This is a genomic window from Microcoleus sp. LAD1_D5 (assembly GCF_036702115.1).
Lineage (GTDB): Bacteria > Cyanobacteriota > Cyanobacteriia > Cyanobacteriales > Microcoleaceae > Microcoleus.
This window is the reverse complement of the sequence record NZ_JAUBSA010000024.1, coordinates 1-17,968: the sequence shown is the minus strand read 5'-3', so window position 1 is coordinate 17,968 and position 17,968 is coordinate 1. Positions and strand designations below refer to the sequence as shown.

The 17,968-nt window shown below is 46.6% G+C and carries 17 protein-coding genes; 11 read left to right on the top strand and 6 right to left on the bottom strand.

All coding sequences use genetic code 11. The annotated features are described in order from the left end of the window. The first annotated feature begins 223 nt into the window (after window positions 1-223). From QUA70_RS12620 to QUA70_RS12600, 5 genes are all read left to right on the top strand, one after another. Window positions 224-406: a hypothetical protein gene (locus QUA70_RS12620; protein WP_333330373.1), complete on the top strand. Its 183-nt coding sequence runs from the start codon at window positions 224-226 to the stop codon at window positions 404-406. 79 nt (window positions 407-485) lie between these two features. Continuing rightward, window positions 486-896, top strand: coding sequence for an MAPEG family protein (locus tag QUA70_RS12615; RefSeq protein ID WP_333330376.1), 411 nt, complete (start codon window positions 486-488; stop codon window positions 894-896). Window positions 897-1,074: 178 nt separating this feature from the next. Next, on the top strand, window positions 1,075-1,257 hold the full coding sequence (locus tag QUA70_RS12610; RefSeq protein ID WP_333347373.1) for a hypothetical protein: 183 nt from the start codon (window positions 1,075-1,077) through the stop codon (window positions 1,255-1,257). Further along, window positions 1,226-1,588: a hypothetical protein gene (locus QUA70_RS12605; protein WP_333347370.1), complete on the top strand. Its 363-nt coding sequence runs from the start codon at window positions 1,226-1,228 to the stop codon at window positions 1,586-1,588. Before QUA70_RS12610 ends, QUA70_RS12605 begins: the two co-directional genes overlap by 32 nt. Window positions 1,589-1,624: 36 nt before the next feature. After that, the gene (locus tag QUA70_RS12600; RefSeq protein ID WP_333347368.1) at window positions 1,625-1,795 is read left to right on the top strand and encodes a hypothetical protein; all 171 of its coding nucleotides are present in this window, start codon (window positions 1,625-1,627) and stop codon (window positions 1,793-1,795) included. A gap of 90 nt (window positions 1,796-1,885) precedes the next feature. On the opposite strand, the gene murD is transcribed toward QUA70_RS12600, so the two are convergent. Together murD and glyS are read right to left on the bottom strand one after the other, a co-directional pair. Beyond that, window positions 1,886-3,238 carry a UDP-N-acetylmuramoyl-L-alanine--D-glutamate ligase gene (gene murD, locus QUA70_RS12595; protein WP_333347365.1) on the bottom strand — a complete coding sequence of 451 codons (1,353 nt, stop codon included), beginning with the start codon at window positions 3,236-3,238 and terminating at the stop codon, window positions 1,886-1,888. 436 nt (window positions 3,239-3,674) lie between these two features. Then, window positions 3,675-5,837: a glycine--tRNA ligase subunit beta gene (gene glyS, locus QUA70_RS12590; RefSeq protein ID WP_333347362.1), complete on the bottom strand. Its 2,163-nt coding sequence runs from the start codon at window positions 5,835-5,837 to the stop codon at window positions 3,675-3,677. Window positions 5,838-5,973: 136 nt separating this feature from the next. Between glyS and QUA70_RS12585 the strand changes: the two genes are divergently transcribed. Then, the gene (locus QUA70_RS12585) at window positions 5,974-7,101 is read left to right on the top strand and encodes a HetZ-related protein 2 (RefSeq protein ID WP_333347360.1); all 1,128 of its coding nucleotides are present in this window, start codon (window positions 5,974-5,976) and stop codon (window positions 7,099-7,101) included. Window positions 7,102-7,243: 142 nt separating this feature from the next. Here the strand turns inward: QUA70_RS12585 and QUA70_RS12580 are convergent, their stop codons facing one another. Further along, window positions 7,244-7,396 carry a hypothetical protein gene (locus QUA70_RS12580; RefSeq protein WP_333410437.1) on the bottom strand — a complete coding sequence of 51 codons (153 nt, stop codon included), beginning with the start codon at window positions 7,394-7,396 and terminating at the stop codon, window positions 7,244-7,246. 309 nt (window positions 7,397-7,705) lie between these two features. Between QUA70_RS12580 and QUA70_RS12575 the strand changes: the two genes are divergently transcribed. Beyond that, window positions 7,706-8,776: a hypothetical protein gene (locus QUA70_RS12575; protein ID WP_333347358.1), complete on the top strand. Its 1,071-nt coding sequence runs from the start codon at window positions 7,706-7,708 to the stop codon at window positions 8,774-8,776. 319 nt (window positions 8,777-9,095) lie between these two features. Here the strand turns inward: QUA70_RS12575 and QUA70_RS12570 are convergent, their stop codons facing one another. The 3 genes from QUA70_RS12570 to trpB all read right to left on the bottom strand — a co-directional run bounded on the left by QUA70_RS12570 (window position 9,096) and on the right by trpB (window position 11,619). Continuing rightward, window positions 9,096-9,728 carry a ribonuclease D gene (locus QUA70_RS12570; protein ID WP_333347441.1) on the bottom strand — a complete coding sequence of 211 codons (633 nt, stop codon included), beginning with the start codon at window positions 9,726-9,728 and terminating at the stop codon, window positions 9,096-9,098. 76 nt (window positions 9,729-9,804) lie between these two features. After that, on the bottom strand, window positions 9,805-10,311 hold the full coding sequence (locus tag QUA70_RS12565; RefSeq protein ID WP_333347355.1) for a CAP domain-containing protein: 507 nt from the start codon (window positions 10,309-10,311) through the stop codon (window positions 9,805-9,807). A 69-nt stretch (window positions 10,312-10,380) separates the two neighbouring features. Next, on the bottom strand, window positions 10,381-11,619 hold the full coding sequence (gene trpB, locus QUA70_RS12560) for a tryptophan synthase subunit beta (RefSeq protein ID WP_333347352.1): 1,239 nt from the start codon (window positions 11,617-11,619) through the stop codon (window positions 10,381-10,383). A 240-nt stretch (window positions 11,620-11,859) separates the two neighbouring features. Here trpB and QUA70_RS12555 point away from each other — a divergent pair, with 240 nt between their 5' ends. The 4 genes from QUA70_RS12555 to QUA70_RS12540 form a co-directional block, all read left to right on the top strand. After that, window positions 11,860-12,228: a translation initiation factor gene (locus QUA70_RS12555; protein ID WP_333347349.1), complete on the top strand. Its 369-nt coding sequence runs from the start codon at window positions 11,860-11,862 to the stop codon at window positions 12,226-12,228. 40 nt (window positions 12,229-12,268) lie between these two features. Continuing rightward, window positions 12,269-12,862, top strand: a complete 594-nt coding sequence (gene recR, locus QUA70_RS12550; protein WP_242725844.1) for a recombination mediator RecR — start codon at window positions 12,269-12,271, stop codon at window positions 12,860-12,862. A 341-nt stretch (window positions 12,863-13,203) separates the two neighbouring features. Beyond that, window positions 13,204-15,300, top strand: a complete 2,097-nt coding sequence (locus tag QUA70_RS12545) for a prolyl oligopeptidase family serine peptidase (protein WP_333347346.1) — start codon at window positions 13,204-13,206, stop codon at window positions 15,298-15,300. Window positions 15,301-16,072: 772 nt separating this feature from the next. Continuing rightward, window positions 16,073-17,968 (top strand): DUF4347 domain-containing protein (locus QUA70_RS12540; RefSeq protein ID WP_333347342.1); only part of this gene is annotated, 1,896 nt, incomplete at its 3' end.

The following is a 17,968-nucleotide window of genomic DNA, read 5'->3' as shown; positions in this document are numbered from 1 at the left end:
CAACTCGTATTTGCTTTAGATGCTCTCGAGGAATCCTGCTCCTGGTGAAATATTTAAGACGGTCTCGAATATGGTTGAGCAAAATAATCTCCTTAAGTCTGGGGCTTGTATCCGTATGCAGATGCGGTCAGTCGATTTTAGATTTTAGATTTTAGATTTTAGATTGTAAATTTACTCGACTGATTTTAGATTTTAGATTGACTCCACTGATCAATGTGGGAGCTTGAACAAAAATCTAAAATTTGGGGCTGCTTACGACAAGAGTCGGGGGCTTGTAGCCGTATGCAGGTGCGAGCAAAAGAATCAAAATCCCAGCCAGCAAGTTTTAGAAGATGTCCCGGAACCCGAAAGCAATTGCAGCGCCACTAATACCCAGCAGTTGAATCAAATCCCCTCTCTTGAATGACGGAATGGCGATGAATAACGCGATCGGCAATAATTGATTTATAATCAAGATATATACTCCACCCCAATAATACCGAATCATGCTCGCAGAAGCAAACGCGACACTTTGGCCTAGTCTAATTACTGTTTCAGCATTAATTCTCTACTTCGTTGTTACCATCAACGTCGGCAGAGCTAGATTCAAACACAAAGTTTCTCCCCCGCAGATGACAGGAAACCCAGACTTTGAGCGAGTGTTGCGAGTTCAGCAAAATACCTTAGAGCAAATGATTCTATTTTTGCCCTCGCTGTGGCTGTTCTCGCAATTTATCAGCCCAATTTGGGGCGCCGGTATCGGTGCAGTTTGGATAATTGGACGCATTTTGTTTGCTTGGGGTTACTATCAAGCTGCCGAAAAAAGAGCGGCAGGATTTGGCATTAGTACCTTAGCTACTTTAGCTTTGCTTGGTGGTTCCTTAACAGGCATAATTATGTCGCTGCTGAAGGTTTGAGCGTAAATTCCGATCGACATAATTGTTTTTCTACTTGTTTCCAGGCTCTGCCTGGTAACGCAGATCCGGAGGCTCTGCCTCCAATTTTCCTGCTGAAAAAGCGAGGCAGAGCCTCTCGACAGCGGTTCCCAGGCTCTGCCTGGGAACCAGTTAAATGTAATAAATGTTAGGAGTAAATATGTCAGAAACCAACAAACCCGTATTTGAAATTAACCCGAAACTTTTTCAGCAGCTTGTCGAGTGGCAAGAAAAACTTGAACAAGAAGATGAATTAGCAAGCGAGTCAGAAGACGAGAAACCAACTGAGGTACAAAATCCTCCCGAAAGTGATGAACAGCATTCTCAAACAGATAATTTCTAGCTGGTGGCTAGCAGCATCTTTGGGATTTCCGGCTGCTGTCTCGGCTCAATCGCTGACACCTAGCCCAATTCAGGAAGTCAATAGCGGTTTGTTTCGTTCTAACTCTCAAGATTTCTTTCAGCAAGGCTATCGCCAACTGGAAAGAGAAATCGCAATTTTGTTGCAAAAAACTGTCACTTCTGAAGGTCAGATTCTGGAGATTGATGAAAAATTGCGCTCTCAGATTTGCAGCGAAGAATTAAAAATATCTTCGCGCAACTTTGATAGAGTAAATGCTACTCAGGTTGCCACTTTTAATGCACAACTGAAAGAGATTTGCAGGCACAATTAAAATAAAAATGAGGTAAAAATTAAAAGTTTCGTGTTAATGAATAAAGAAGCAATGACCAAATTGAAACTAGCAATGCTGGAAGCGGAAACGGTGGCTCAATTGGCGGCGATTATTATTGATTACACTCATGAGGAAATGATGCTAGTTTTTGGTGAACTAGAATGGGAACAGCAGGCTAGAATTAAGGATATTTGGAAGACAGTTTGAAGACTTACACATCTATAAAGTCGCAGCTCCCGGGGCAGGACACGGCAATGCCGTGTCCCTAAAGATATCGCGTGCGATCTATATCTAGCTCTACTCTTTAGCAAGCGATTCGAGACACAATTGGCGGAAATGATCGCCCCGTTGCTCGAAGTTTTGGTATTGATCGAAGCTAGCACAGGCTGGAGAAAGCAGCACTACTTTAGCATGATTTTGTTTGCCTAATTCTGCTGCTCGCGGGATGGCTCGTTCCATTGTTTCGACTATTTCCCAAGCGTTGTAATTTGCTTGTTCGAGCCGATCGGCAAAAATACCTGCCGCATCCCCAATTAGCAACACCCCAGCAGCTTTCGCCTTGATTGTATCAATCCAAGCGCGATCGTCCCCTTCTTTGGCGTCACCGCCCGCAATTAAAATCGCCGGTGCGCTCACAGAAGCCAACCCGACTTGGGCGGCGTCATAATTAGTAGCTTTGCTGTCGTTGATGAAATCTATCCCTTCCCACGTGCAGATGTGTTCGAGGCGGTGCGAAACTCCGGGGAATTTAGCGATCGCCCGGGCGATCGCACTTTTATCTATCCCCGCTAAATTAGCCGCCGCCACCGCCATTAACAAATTCTGCAAATTGTGTTCTCCCACCATCCGCAAAGACTCAGCAGGCAGAATTTTCTCGCTTTGAGCTATTACCCAACCATCTTGAATATAGGCTCCAAAATCTGTATTTCCCAACAGTTCTTTTTCACCTTTGACACTCGTCCAACACGCATCCGGCCAAACGTCAATTCCTTGCTGTCGCAAATAAGGATCGTCGCCGTTGATTACTTGCAATTCAGACTTTTTCAGCAAATGCGCTTTAATGTTGTAGTAATTTTCTAAAGTTTTGTGGCGGCTGAGGTGATCCGGCGTCAAAGTCGTCAAAACTCCGATGCGTGGCGCTACAAACGGCGAGGATTCTATCTGATAGCTGCTGATTTCTGCGATTACCCAATCTGGCGGTTTTTCGGCTAAAGCTAATTCACACGCAGCATAGCCAATATTGCCACAAGCGGGAGCGTAAAGCCCTGCCTCGGCAAAAATAGCAGCAATTAAAGCAGTAGTAGTGGTTTTGCCGTTAGTGCCCGTAATTCCCACCCAAGGAGATTTGAGGTAACGCCACGCGAGAGCCATTTCTCCTATTGTTTCAATGCCTAACTCTCTGGCGCGCACTAATGCTGGACTGTCCCAGGGAACCCCCGGACTTACTACTATTAATTCTATAGATTGGACTGGTTCCAAAGATTGACCTAACTCAACTTTAATTCCTTCGTTAGCGAATTCCTGTTGCTGTTCGAGCAAGTTTGGGGAAGATGAGCGATCGCTCAGCGTTACTTCCCATCCTTCGCGTTTTAGCAGTCGGGCGGCGGCAATTCCTGATTTTCCTAGTCCAATGATATGAGCGATCGGCATAAGTTGTGTGTGTGATGGAGCGAATTTCCCTGGTTTTATAAGTTTATATCTTAACCTTGAATTGGTTGTTGACTATTGGCCTTTTTGCTTATTTTTTAAGAGGGCGATCGCACTCTGTCCAGACGCGCGCGGTTCGGCAATAATCCTAATAGATTTACTCGTTTTATTGGTAAGCTTTAATGTTATTGGGAGGGCGATTTTTAACAAGTACGTTTCTCAAGTTGGTTTGTCGGCAGGCCCACTCGTTTGCCGCCAGGCCCGCCAGGGGTTGAAAACCCCTGTCTAACAGCTAAAGTCAGTTAAAACTGACTGAAAAGTTTGGTATGTGTGGGTTTCAGTCGTCTTAAGAGGACTTTCACTTTGAGACGGGGGTTTCAACCCCCGGCGGACTGAAGCGGAGGTTTTCAATCCCCGGCGGACTCAAATCTTGTCAATTTTAACCTTTCACGATCGCCCCAAAGTCAGCCAACACCCGCGCATGATTCCGCAGCAAACCCAGTAAATTTAACCGATTTTGCTTAATTTCCGGGTCAGAATCCATCACCAAAACGCTTTCTGGCCCGTCGAAAAAGTTGCTGACAGTCGGAGCAATTTCAGTCAAACTATCTACCAACTGCTGGTAATTGCGAGTTTGTTTGGATAGCAGCGTTTGCGGCACTAACTGCACGACTGCATCATAGAAAGCTTGTTCAGACGACTTTTGAAATAACTCCGGTTTCACCGCCGTTTTCGGTTCCAATTCTATTTTATCCAAATCACCTTGAGCCGCCAAACGAGTTGAACGGTTGATTGTTTCGTAAATTAGATCCAATGTATTGTCATTGCGGATTTGTTGTAGGAAAAGCGCTCTTTCCAGTGCGTCTAACAAATCTCTCAATGCTCGTTCAGTATATTCTGGGTCGTTTTCTCCCAAAACGGCATTTACCAAATCGTAATCTACATTCTTTTCTTCTTGCAACAAAGTCCGAATTCTTTGCAAGAAAAACTCGTATAACTGATCCAGCAACTCCGCCGAGGTTTGCGGGCGGGCTGCGGTAAATTCGGTAACAACTTCTGCAAGCAACTGGTGCAAATTGATTGGCAACTGAGCCGCCCAAATAATGTTAATTATTGCATTAGCAGCGCGGCGCAAAGCGAAGGGATCGGATGAACCACTCGGCAACATTCCCAAGCCGAAGATGCTGACTAAAGTATCTAATTTGTCGGCTATTGCGACAATTTGACCAGTCAGAGTTTGAGGCAAATTGTCGCCCGCACCTTTTGGCAAATAATGTTCAAAAATCGCTGTGGCTACTTCTTCCGATTCGCCACTTGCTAAGGCGTATTTCTGCCCCATGATTCCTTGCATTTCTGGAAGTTCGTAAACCATTTGGGTTACGAGGTCGGCTTTGCAAAGTAAGGCTGCTCTTGCTATGTAAGCTTGTTGTTCGTCTGTTATTTGCAGTTGAGTAGCTAGGAGGCTGGCAATCTTGCAGAGTCGCTCGACCTTTGCGCGTACTGTCCCCAAATCTTCCTGGAAAGTAACTGTTGCCAACTTGGGCAAATAATCCTCTAGCGGTTTTACCAAGTCTGCTTTGTAGAAAAACTGACCGTCTGCCAATCTCGCTCGCACTACTCGCTCGTTACCAGCGGCAATAATCGCCGCTTTAGCCGGGTCGCCGTTGGAAATTGTAATGAAATAGGGCAGAAGTTCGGGATAATCGGGGCTTTTGAGGATGGGAAAATACCGCTGGTTTGTAACAATAATTGTGGTGATTACTTCCGGCGGCAATATCAAAAATTCCTCGTCAAATTTGCCGACAACTGCGTTCGGCCATTCGACTAAGTCGGTGACTTCTTCTAACAAATCTTCGGTAATGTCGGCGTAACCGCCTTGTTTTGTCGCTGCGGCTTCTACTTGTGCTTTAATTTGATTTTTGCGCTGGGTTCGATCGACCTCCACGCAAGCAGCCCGCAGACACTCGACATAATCCTCGGCTTGGGGAATCGAGACCCCTCCCAGGGGTGTAGGGGGGGTGTATAACACCCGGTGTCCTTGGGAAATTCGATCGCTCTTGACAGTATCCGAACCGCTGACCAATGTAATTGGCAGTACAGTATCATCCAACAGCGCCACCATCGATCGAATCGGGCGCGGAAACTTCAAATCTCCGTCGGCCCACCGCATAAATCTTTTGCCTTCTAACTTATTAATCCACTGCGGCACAAGTTCTGTCAAAATATCCGCTGTCATCCGCCCCGGAATCTTTTTGAGCACAAACACAAAATCGCCTTTCTCGGTAGCGCGAACTTCCAAAGCATCAATTTCTACGCCCTGCTTTTTCGCAAAACCTTCGGCTGCTTTCGTCGGTTTGCCATCTTTAAAAGCCGAACTTGCGGGTGGCCCTTTTACCTCTTCTTCTCTATCTAATTGCTGAACTGGCAGTCCTTTCACGAGAACGGCCAAACGCCTCGGAGTAGCGTATACATTAATAGAGTCATTTGTCAAGGATTCTTCTGCCAGCGTTGCAGGTACAAGTCGCTGCCACTGCTGGGCGCTGCCTGAGACAAAAGATGCGGGCAATTCTTCTGTACCGAGTTCTAATAAAAAGTTAGGCATATCGCACCGTAATGGAATTTTGTTTAGGGTAATTTAAGGTAATTTATCCGATCGCGCGATCGTATATCTGAAAAATACTCAAAAATCCAGGATACCACGTAAAATCGGGGGTGAAAGACAATATTCTCGACAGCCCATGACCTTGGCCCAAAGACTAGGACAAGATTGGAAGTCTCGACTCGAACAAGATTGCCCGCAGGAGAGTTCTAGCACTCGCGAGAGTGTTGTCCGCTGGCTGTTGGGAGACAAGCCCGAAAGATTTGACACTCTTAGCCCAACTCAATTGTCTGTCGCCTCTGGGGCGATCGACTTTTTATATCGAATTTTGATTTCTCGGTATCTGGGAGTACCCCCAGAAAAAGCTTACCGCAACTTGATCGGGCGGCTCGGCGGTTTGGTTGTGCTCCGGCAAAAAATCCAAGCGTGGGTTTCCCTGAGTCGCGACAGACAGCGGAGTGCGGTGGAGGTACTACAAGAAGTGATTCAGGAAATGCTCAATTCCGATCGCTACCTGCAGCAGCAAGTCGCCTGGATTGCCGAATGCACCTCAGACAGACGCCTGCGAAATGCTTTGCTGCTAGCGAGCACAGAAGAATACTGCTTACGGCCGATCCGCAACCAGCCGCTGCTGGTGTACCGTTTTGTCAACTACCTGCGGCGTGCCCAGCGGGGCGGGTTGACGCAAGTGCCTGCTGGAGACTGGGTGCGGCTGGTGTCGGAACAGGTTCTACCCGACGATACAGACGAACCACTCAGCCTGCTAGACGAACAGGCAATGTCCGAGTATCGAGAAAATCAAGCTTGGGAAGAGCAGCAAACTCAGCGGCAGATTGTTCAACAAGAATTTGAGAATTATTTAGCCGCTGAAGTCGATCCGCTGGCTTCCCGGTGGCTGCGGCTTTACCTGCAAGGCCGTTCCCAAGAGGCAATTGCCGAGGATTTGAAGGTTCCGATCAAGCAAATTTACCGCTTGCGAGAAAAAGTCAGTTACCACGCGATTCGGGTTTTTGCGGTCAAACAAGCACCGGAATTAGTCGCCAACTGGCTGGAAACTTCGCTCCAAGAACACAGTTTGGGCTTGACTCCGGCTCAGTGGGAGCAATATTTACAAAACCTCACGCCGGTGCAGCGGCAGTTGGTAGAATCGCTGAAAGCCGGGAAAAGTGTAGAGACGATCGCATCTGAATTAAAGCTGAAAACCAATCAAGTCATCGGCGAGTGGAGCAAACTTTATTTAGCAGCTCAATCGCTCCGCAACGAGTAGATTGGTAATGGGTGGCGGGCAATTGCTAATTGTGAATTGGCGGTAGCATTTTTCGGAATCCGCGCTACAAATCAATTCCCCAACAGCCACAGAGTGCTGCGAGTTTCCCCGTGGAAAAGCGCGCGATGCCCCTTGTATCAAATCAGGTTAGATCGATCGGGATATCGTAGCGCTGCGGTGATGATCGTGATCGAAGACGATCGCAGTCAACTGTCTGGGCTAAGATACTAGCAGCACGATCGACTTTTGAGGATTTTTTAACCAATCCTAAATTCAGCGCTTGTCCGTAAATCATCGGTTGGGGTGCATCTGTAATATTTGCGTATTCATGACATAATTCTATTGTTGCGAGCCACGGGAATCTGTCTTGGGCGATCGATGATAGTGGGTCTAGAGTGCGCTAGTCATCATCTAGTTCTCAATCTTTTGGTAGAATTTGAGGCTGCAATACAGAAGAGAGAAAATTCTGGGACTAAGGATTTTTCTTTAATAAAAGCTTCCTGTTGTTAGGCCAATTCCTCCGTCAGGGAAGTTGCAGCGTTTAATTTTATCGCATCAGGTTGGTGCGTCGCGCTCGATCGCGCTTCCAACTACAAAGCAGCTAATGGTATATACAACATCTTCAACAGACTCGGCAGCTACAATGGACTCGGATCGAATATTTCAACTAATCGACACAGTTGTCCCCTTTGAAGCTTGCCTTTACTATCAAGTTTTGCCTTTATCTCTAGAAGGTAATCTGTTTAAATTGGGCGTAGTCGATGCCCAAGATGACTCGGCCTTGGACTACGTGCAGCGGATTTTAGCTTACATGAATTGCTCAGTCACAACTGAGCAAATTACCTCGGAAACTCAGCGCTCGATGCTCTCAGCTTACTTGCTCCACGGGAGCCAGCTCAAAGTACCTAGCCCGACAGAAACCGCCGCAGCCCCAACACCCAAAAATCCCGCATCAGCAACTTCAGGCCCCACAGCAGAAACGCTGCTGTCAGGGCCCGAACCCTCGATGCCCACTCCTGAGCGGTTTAAACCTGCGGGCGCTGAGGTTCCCCCGACACCGACACAGCTATCGGTTTTGAATGTCGAGGCCTTGCACTTGTCAAGCCGAGTGGAAGTTTTGGCAGCTTTGCCCGCGCCCCAACTGCTGCAAGAATTGCTCGGTAGAGTGCTGCGAGAGGGTATCGGCCGCCTATTTTTTGAGCGGCACCAGTCCCACGGCCGCATTCTTTGGAGTCAAGACGGCGTTTTGAAATCGATGCTCGAAGGTATCGATATCGTCCTGTTCCAAGAGGTCATTGAGGAGTTGAAGCGGCTGACAGATATGCCTGCTGGCCCGGTGGAACAGCCCAAACAAGTCGAAGTTGAACGCATATATCAAAACACTCATTTGCTGTTGCGCTTACGGGTAATGACGGTGGGTGGCAAGGAAGAAGCCACCCTGCAAGTTTTACGGGGGGCAGCTTTGAGGTTTTACCAGCAGCAGCAGTTGTCTAATTTGAGTCGGGACGCGCTGCGGCTTGCCGAAGAATTGCAGCGGAAAGTGAATCAAATTCGCGATCAAACTCGGCTTTCTTCTTTGCCTTTAGAGGGGTTGCCCGCTTTGGAACAGGTGATTAGAAATCTTGACGACCAAATGGAAGCTTTGCTGCACGAACACAATCCGGATCAGCCCTAATCAGCCATAGATGACTGTTTTCGCGATCGGACTCGCTTACCTCACAAACCCGGTTTCTGCCTATATTTCTCCTTTATTTATTAGTCCGCGTAGACGAAAGTTTGTGCAGTAGGGATTTAATATCCAATCTGTTAGCATCGGAATTATTCAGCTCTCTATTCTCTTTCTTCATCTGCGTGAATTTGCGTGAATCCATTGTCATCTGCGATCCCGAAATTCTCTTTTTTTAACCCCAGATACAGGCAGATAAACACAGATAAACACAGATGAATTATATCAATCGCCTACTCCGAGCGAGAGGTTTTTAAATGCACGAGTCTCAAGCGTGTTCAAAAACATCCTTATACTGCAATAAATCCAAACTCACAAAAACTGGCAAACACTGAAAACATTGCTGTGCAATTTCCCACCGTTCTTCTCGCTGCAACATAGCAGTCAACTTTTGTTTAGCGCTCAGCAAATAGCGGACATCGTTAGCAGCATAATTTAGTTGATCGTCAGAAAGATTAGTCGCATTTCCCCAGTCGGAACTTTGAGATGTTTTATTTAATTCTACCTTTTCGAGTTCTAGAATTAATTCTTTCAATCCGTGTTTGTTGGTATAAGTTCTAGCAAGTTTACTAGCTAGCTTGGTGCAGAAAACTGGTGCAATGTCAATACTTAAATTGTAACGCATTGTTGCCATATCAAAGCGCGCAAAATGAAATACTTTCTCAATACTTTCGGCTTCCATTAACTTCTTTAAATTCGGCGCCGCAGTCTGGCCTTTGGCAATCCGCACCACTGCAACTTTACCTTGCGGATCGCACAACTGCACCAAACACAAGCGATCGCGCCAAGGTAGCAAACCCATTGTTTCCGTATCAACGGCGATCGCCGGCGCAGTCAAATAATAAGATAAGAGAGAATGGGGAATATCACCATCGCACACTTGAAAATCTGCAAATTCCATTATTGGTAACTGTTGACTGTTGACTGTTGACTGTTGACTGTTGACTGCCTTCTTCCCTCTTCCTTCTTCCTTCAGCTTACCGACTGCGAACAAAAAGCTGAGTAAAATAATACTCGCCTTTGGCATTTTTGGCAACCCCAATACCTGTCACATTAAACTGACCTTCCATATTCTTACGGTGGCCGTCACTTTTAATCCAACCCTCAACAGCATTGCGTACCGGGTCGTTGTAGCCAAAATTGTAAGCAAGATTTTCAGCTACACTTTGATAAGGAACCGTAATTGCTTTCGCCCGCCCTTCAAATCCATCGTGGCTAAAACTTACTTTACCCTTAGCCATATCTTCGCTGTGAATTCTTGCTACCTGACTAATTCGCGGATCGATACTCAGCGGCGGCAACTTTTTAGATGCTCGGTATTGATTTATCTGTTGGTTAACCGCTTTTTCTAAGTCAGTAATAGCACTCGAAGCAACATTAGTATTCATGGGAGTTTGTGGCAGCGATCGCGTAGGAATGGAGGTGTCACACTTAGGCAGGATTGTCAACAATCCCAAACACATAAAAACCAAAGCTTTGGACATGAAATCAAACGAGAAATAAAGTTAATTGTTACCGATTCCTACAGGGCGATCGCCCCACATTCCGCTAAACTAGATATTCAGAACTTTCGCCACAGTGTTCACGTCTTTGTCGCCCCGTCCCGAACAGTTCAGCACAATGCGCGGATTGCCTGTTAGCTGCGGGCACAGAGTCTCCAAATAGGCGATCGCATGAGCAGTTTCCAAAGCCGGAATAATCCCCTCCAACTGTGAAAGCCGCTGAAATGCTCCCAGCGCTTCTGCATCAGTTACGCTATAATATTCAGCTCTGCCCGCATCCTTCAAATAACTGTGTTCCGGCCCCACACCCGGATAATCCAAACCCGCACTAATCGAATGTGGCTCAATCACTTGACCTTCATTATCTTGCAGCAAATAACTCATCGCCCCGTGCAGAACTCCCACACTTCCTTTAGTCAAAGTAGCAGCGTGTTTTTCCGTTTCCACACCTTCGCCCGCCGCTTCAATACCAATCAATCTGACAGTTTCTTCCCCGACAAACTCGTGGAAAAGACCCATTGCATTAGAACCGCCGCCGACGCAAGCTAATAAAATATCCGGCAAACCACCCCACTTTTCCTGACACTGAGCCCGCGTTTCTTCACCGATTACCGCATGGAAATCGCGTACCATCATCGGGTAAGGATGCGGGCCCGCTACGGAACCGAGAATGTAATGAGTTGTCTCCACGTTTGTCACCCAGTCGCGAATCGCTTCGGAAGTGGCATCTTTCAGCGTTCCCGTACCCGCCGCCACAGGCCGCACTTCGGCGCCCATCAAGCGCATTCTAAACACATTTAAAGCCTGTCTTTCCATGTCGTGAACGCCCATGTAGACAACGCATTCTATACCGAAACGAGCGCAAACTGTAGCAGTAGCAACGCCGTGTTGACCGGCACCAGTTTCAGCAATTACCCGCTTTTTGCCCATGCGTTTTGCCAGCAATGCTTGAGCTAAAGCGTTGTTGATTTTGTGAGCACCGGTGTGGTTTAAATCTTCGCGTTTGAGGTAAATTTGCGGGCCGGTTCCGTCTGCTTTAGCATAGTGCTCTGTGAGGCGTTCGGCGAAATACAAAGGGCTGGGGCGGCCGACATAATCTTTGAGCAATTGTTGGAGTTGCTGTTGAAATTCCGGTTCGCTGCGGTATTGGTGGAAAGCGGCTTCTAGTTCAAATAAAGCCGGCATCAGGGTTTCGGGGACGTATTTGCCGCCGAATTTGCCAAATCTGCCGAGGGAGTCGGGGCGTTGGGGGCTGGTTTCGGTGGTGAGATGCAGGGGGGTGACAGTCATTTGATTTTAGATTTTAGATTTTAGATTTTTTAGATTCGCGGGTAAGCTATAGGCTTGGTGTCGATCGTACCAAATCGCTTGGGGACTTGAGCCGATCGAACAAATTTCATTATAATTCCTTGAATCCTTGACGGGTTCATACAATAGGTAGAAGATGGGATCGCAAACGAGCGATCGCAACCATACCCCAACCCGCTAAAACTAGAAATACCCCTAAAAAAAGTTCCGGCATTTTAACATATGGCAGCCCAAAAACGCAAAGATTGTGATATCAAGACGACAGACGGCAAACGAATAGTTTACTCCGAGTTTGGCAATGTTGACAATTCGGCCGCCCTCGAAAGAGGAGTTGCCGAAGTCCCGCCTGCTCAACAAAATTTGAGAGTGCAAGCGTCTCGGAAAGGCCGCGGCGGCAAAACTGTCACTGTCATCACCGGGTTTCAGGGAAAACCTGAAACTTTGGCAGTTTTAGCAAAGCAGCTTAAAGCTCAATGCGGTGCAGGAGGGACGGTTAAGGAAAATGAAATCGAACTTCAGGGCGATCGAGCTCAACAACTTCTCGAAATTCTCACAAAACTCGGCTATAAAGCTAAAGTTAGTGGAGGATGATTAGTCATTAGTCATTACCGTGTTTTAATTTTTAACCTTCATGTACACTCGACCTTTAGCTCGTTTAATCGAACAATTGCAGCGCTTGCCCGGAGTCGGCCCAAAAACAGCCCAGCGTTTAGCTTTACATATTTTGAAGCGGCCGGACGAAGAAGTGCAAGCCCTCGCTAAATCTTTGATTGATGCCAAACAGCAAGTAGGTTTCTGTCAAGTATGCTTTCACTTATCTGCTGACCCTGTTTGCGAAATTTGCCGCAATACAAACCGCGACAGTCATACCATTTGTGTAGTGTCAGAATCCCGCGATGTAATCGCTTTAGAAAAAACGCGGGAATATATGGGCAAATATCACGTTGTTGGTGGCGTTATCTCGCCGATGGATGGAATTGGCCCGGAACAATTGAACATTCAACCATTAGTCCGGCGCGTCAGTCAGCAAAAGATTAAGGAAGTAATTATTGCTATTAGTCCCAGCGTGGAAGGCGAAACTACTACTCTTTATATCGGTCACTTATTAAAACCTTTTACCCTAGTGACGCGCATAGCTTTTGGTTTGCCGATGGGGGGAGATTTGGAATATGCCGATGAAGTAACATTAGCTCGCGCTTTGGAAGGAAGGAGGGAGTTGGATTAGTTAAAAACGGGTGATTAGTGATTGAAAAGTAATAGAAACGAACCGCTTCGAGGTGCGTTAGCGAAGTGGCACGTTAGCGCTATTGTCACGAAGGAAGAGAAGATAGGAGGAAGAGTTCAGAATGGGTGGGACGATAGCTATATCCCAAACTTCTGTGATTGCTTCGTGGAGGCTCGTAATCACAAATTTGTAATATCTCAAACCCGCGTCGGCGGGTTTGATCTGTGTAGCGACAGGTTTCAACCTGTAGGGTATTTGGTATTTGGTGTTGAGTTTTGTTGTTCCCTGTCGTCACTGCCGCGAAAGGGTAAACTGGACAAAGTTACCGAGAGTAAAAAACCATGACCCTATTCGATCGACCTTTAAGCTACCCCACAACCCGCAAAATCGACCAAACAGACGACTACCACGGCGTCAAAGTACCCGATCCTTACAGGTGGCTGGAAAATCCTGACTCAGAGGAAACCCAAGCTTGGGTGGAAGCCCAAAATGCAGTCACCTTCGGCTACCTCAACGAAATTCCGGCGCGCGAAAAAATCAAACAGCGTCTGACTCAACTTTGGGATTACGAGAAATACGGCATACCTTTCAAAGAAGGATCTCGCTATTTCTACTACAAGAATGACGGTCTGCAAAACCAATCCGTACTCTATACTTTAACATCCCTTGACGGCGAACCCAAAGTATTAATTGACCCCAACACACTCTCAGAAGATGGAACCGTTGCTTTGGGTAGCGTAGCTATCAGCGAAGACGGCAAACATATGGCTTACGGTTTGTCAACTTCCGGCTCGGATTGGCAAGAATGGAAAGTCCGCGATATCGAAACAGGCGCAGATTTATCCGATCATTTAAAGTGGGTGAAATTCTCAGGCGCATCTTGGACTCACGACGGTAAAGGCTTTTTTTACAGCCGCTACGACGAACCCAACGAAAAAAGCAAGCACGAAGAAGTTAACTATTACCAAAAACTGTTTTACCACCAAATCGGCACGCCCCAATCTGAAGACGTATTAATATACGCTCGCCAAGACCAAAAAGAATGGGGATTTAGCGGCGGCGTCACTGAAGACGGCAAATATCTAATTGTATCAGTTTGGCAGGGAACTGAAACAAAAAACCTGATTTTCTATAAAGACTTAACTGCCCCTGAATCGCCCGTTGTAGAACTGATTAACGAATTTGAGGCAGAGTACAGCTTCATCGACAATGAAGGCCCTATCTTCTGGTTTCAAACTGACTTAAATGCACCCTGTGGCCGGGTAATTGCGATCGACACCAACAACTCCCCTCCTTTATCCCTCGCTGGCGATGACAGTCAAGGGAAATTTACAGAAATTATCCCCGAAGCAGCCGAAACCCTCCAAGGTATTGGCATCCTCAACAATCAATTTGTGGCTTCTTATCTGAAAGATGCTTACACTCAAATTAAAATCTTCAACTTAGACGGCTGTTTCACGCGAGAAATAGCTTTGCCGGGAATCGGTTCGGCGGGAGGATTTGGTGGCAAGCGGTACGATACCGAAACTTTTTATGCTTACACGAGTTTCACTACACCAAACACGATTTACCGCTACAACATGGTGACAGGCGAAAGCACAATTTACCGCCAACCGAATGTAGATTTTAACCCCGACGATTACGAGACAAAGCAAGTATTTTATCCCAGCAAAGACGGCACGCAAGTACCGATGTTTATCACGCACAAAAAAGGCTTGCAGCTTGATGGCAATAACCCCACTTATCTTTACGGATACGGCGGTTTTGGCGTGTCGCTAACTCCAAGTTTTTCGATTAGCAATGTCGTGTGGCTGGATCTGGGCGGAGTTTATGCGATCGCCTGTTTGCGGGGCGGCGGCGAGTACGGCGAAGAATGGCACCAAGCAGGGACAAAGTTGAACAAGCAAAACGTGTTTGACGACTTTATCGCCGCCGCTGAATGGCTGATCGAAAACAAATACACCAAACCTGCCAAATTGGCGATCGCAGGCGGTAGCAACGGCGGTTTATTAGTAGGGGCTTGCATGACTCAGCGACCGGAATTGTTCGGCGCGGCATTGCCCGCAGTCGGGGTTATGGATATGCTGCGATTCCACAAGTTTACCATTGGTTGGGCCTGGACTTCGGAATACGGTTCTCCCGATAATGCCGAGGAATTTCCGACAATTTACGGCTATTCTCCCCTGCACAACCTCAAACCGGGAACGGCTTATCCGGCGACAATGATTACAACTGCCGATCACGACGATCGCGTGGTTCCGGCCCACAGTTTCAAGTTTGCTTCTGCTTTGCAAGAAACCCACGCGGGAGAAAAACCCGTGTTAATTCGGATTGAAACTAAAGCGGGACACGGGGGCGGCAAACCTACTGCTAAAGTGATTGAAGAATTGGCTGATGAATGGGCTTTTTTAGTGCGCGAACTCGATATTGACGCTTAGCAAGCCGCGTTAGAGGGTGCGATCGACGCAGTTTGATGATTTAGATATAAAGAGGGTGTAAAGGGCGATCGTTCTTTTTGTATTCAAGGGCGATCGTTCTTTTTTGTCACCGCAATTCTGGTATTAACAGATATAATTTGTCAACTTTTTTTGTTAACTTTTGTAGCGCTATGTTGCTATTATTACATGGCTGTGAGTTTACTGCACACCCAATTAGTATAAGTATAAATCTCTAGAAATACGGTACTCTCAACTTTTAACAGCGATCGCACCTCAAAGTCAAAATCTGCCAATTTTTAGGAAATTAATATTTTCAGTATATTTACGGTTCAAGTTGTCTGAGCCAGCCTTGATGTCACCCGACTCAGAAAATTATCCTGAGGGGTGAGACCCCTTATGCTGATGGATCCGTAAGTAATTTACCATATAACTAACGTTAGACCTGAGATCATTTTTCCCAAAAATAGAGCATCTTGACTAACACAAAGGCTGTTACCCCTTATTCCTGTTAGGAGTTGCAGCAATCGGCCGCATCAGGACATCCCAGGGCGATCGCAGTAAATCCTGTCTACGGATTGACTAACATCACACATAACAAATATAGGTAACTATTATGTCTCACAAAAAAATAATTTTCTAAACTTTATAGTTGAAAGTTTATCGTCATTTATGAACAGGGGTAGCTTAGATTTAGCAACCAAATTAACCAAAAATGAAAACTCTCCCAAATCTGTCAAATTTGTCATCTACACACACACGGAAATCTACCAATATGGAGAATAAAATCTTGAGACAAGCTAGCCATAAAGCAGTGACGGCTAGTCGAAAAAATCTAGCAATTGTGGATTCAAAAGTAGAAAACTACCAAGAGTTCCTCAGGGGAGTGAAAAGCGATACAGAAGTAGTCCTGCTCGATAGAAGCCGGGATGGAATCGAACAAATTGCCGAAATTGCAGCATCGAGGCACAGCCTCAACAGCATTCAAATAGTTGCTCACGGCGCCTCAGCATCAGTAGAAATCGGCTCAACAGAACTCAATATTCACAATATAGAAACCTATTCCAGCCAATTGCAGCAGTGGGGTAAAGCTCTCAACGAAACAGGTAGTATTCTGCTGTTAAGTTGCAACACAGGCGCCGGGGAATCAGGTCTAAAATTCATACAAAAACTCAGCAAAATAACAGGAGCAAATGTTGCGGCTTCCAACAATCTAACAGGGAGTGCAGCACTAGGCGGCGACTGGAAATTAGAAATTACTACAGGACAAATAAATACCGAACTAGCCTTTGAAAAAAAAGTCCTAGAGGGCTACACCTCAGTCCTGGCAACCTTAGCGGCTGAAGAATTTAAAAATTCAACAGTAATCGGGCCTTGGATATATGGAGTTGGCAACGCCTCTACAGCTAACCCAGGCTTAACCGCAGGTGCCGCCAATCCCAACGGCGTTATTCCCGCTTTAGGGATTGGCGATACACCCGGAACAGGTACTTTGAGATTAACATCAAACGCCTTTAACCAAGCAGCTTTTGTAATCTACAACAACCCCATCTCTGCCACGGAGGGTCTGAGAGTTACCTTTGATTTCTTTGCCTATAACAGAGGTACTGTCCCTGATCCGAATGGTAACCTCCTTGGTGCCGATGGCATTAGTTTTTTCCTCATTGACGGAACAGCTACGCCAACAGAAGCGGGAGGCTTCGGCGGCTCTCTCGGCTATGCTCAGAATACTAATACTCCCACTTCACCCGGTATTTTAGGAGGTTATTTAGGTGTCGGATTAGACGAGTTTGGCAATTTTTCCAATCCCACGGCAGGGCGTGTGGGCGGCCCGGGACCGACACCTGATGCACTAGGAATTAGAGGCAGCCAAAGCACATCTTATAGATTTTTAACTAACACTCCCATTACCATTGGCATAGATAATAAAGATACAACCACTCGCAGTGCTGCTAAAAGAAGGGTTCAAGTTACCTTATTCCCGACGACTTCAGCAACACCTAACCGTCTGACAGTTGCCTTCGACTTGAACAGCAACGACCGCTTTGATGATGTGGGCGAAACACTGCTCGACATACCAAATTTGGCAAGCGTAAACGGAGAAGTGCCACGTACTTTTAAATTTGGCTTTGCTGCTTCGACAGGGGGAAACACAAACATTCACGAAATTAACAATGTCATAGTCGAAAGTATAGATCAGCCTACACTCGTAGCCGACGTTTCCATTGTTAAAAAAGGCCCGCTGTTCGCCACACCCAGCAGCACGATTACCTACACTATTACTTCCACTAATAACGGGCCAAACAGCGCCGAAAGCGTCCTGATTCAAGATCCGCTCCCAGAGGGCTTAACTTTCGTCAGCACTGACAACAACGGTAGTTTCAATCCCACAACGAGGACGGTCATCTGGCCGGCGATTCCGACTCTGGCTAACGGTGCTAGCACCACCCGCACCATAACCGCAATAGTTCCCCCAACACTCGGCGCTGCCTTAACTAACACGGCCTATAGCACCTCCAGCACTTTCGACCCAAATCTAGCTAACAACAATAGTTCCCAACCCATCTCTCAAGTCTCAACTACAATTGTTGCTGCTAGTGCCGATGTCGTTACCACCAAAACCGGGAGTACGGCAGCAGCACCGGGTGCAACAGTTACTTACACAATTTCC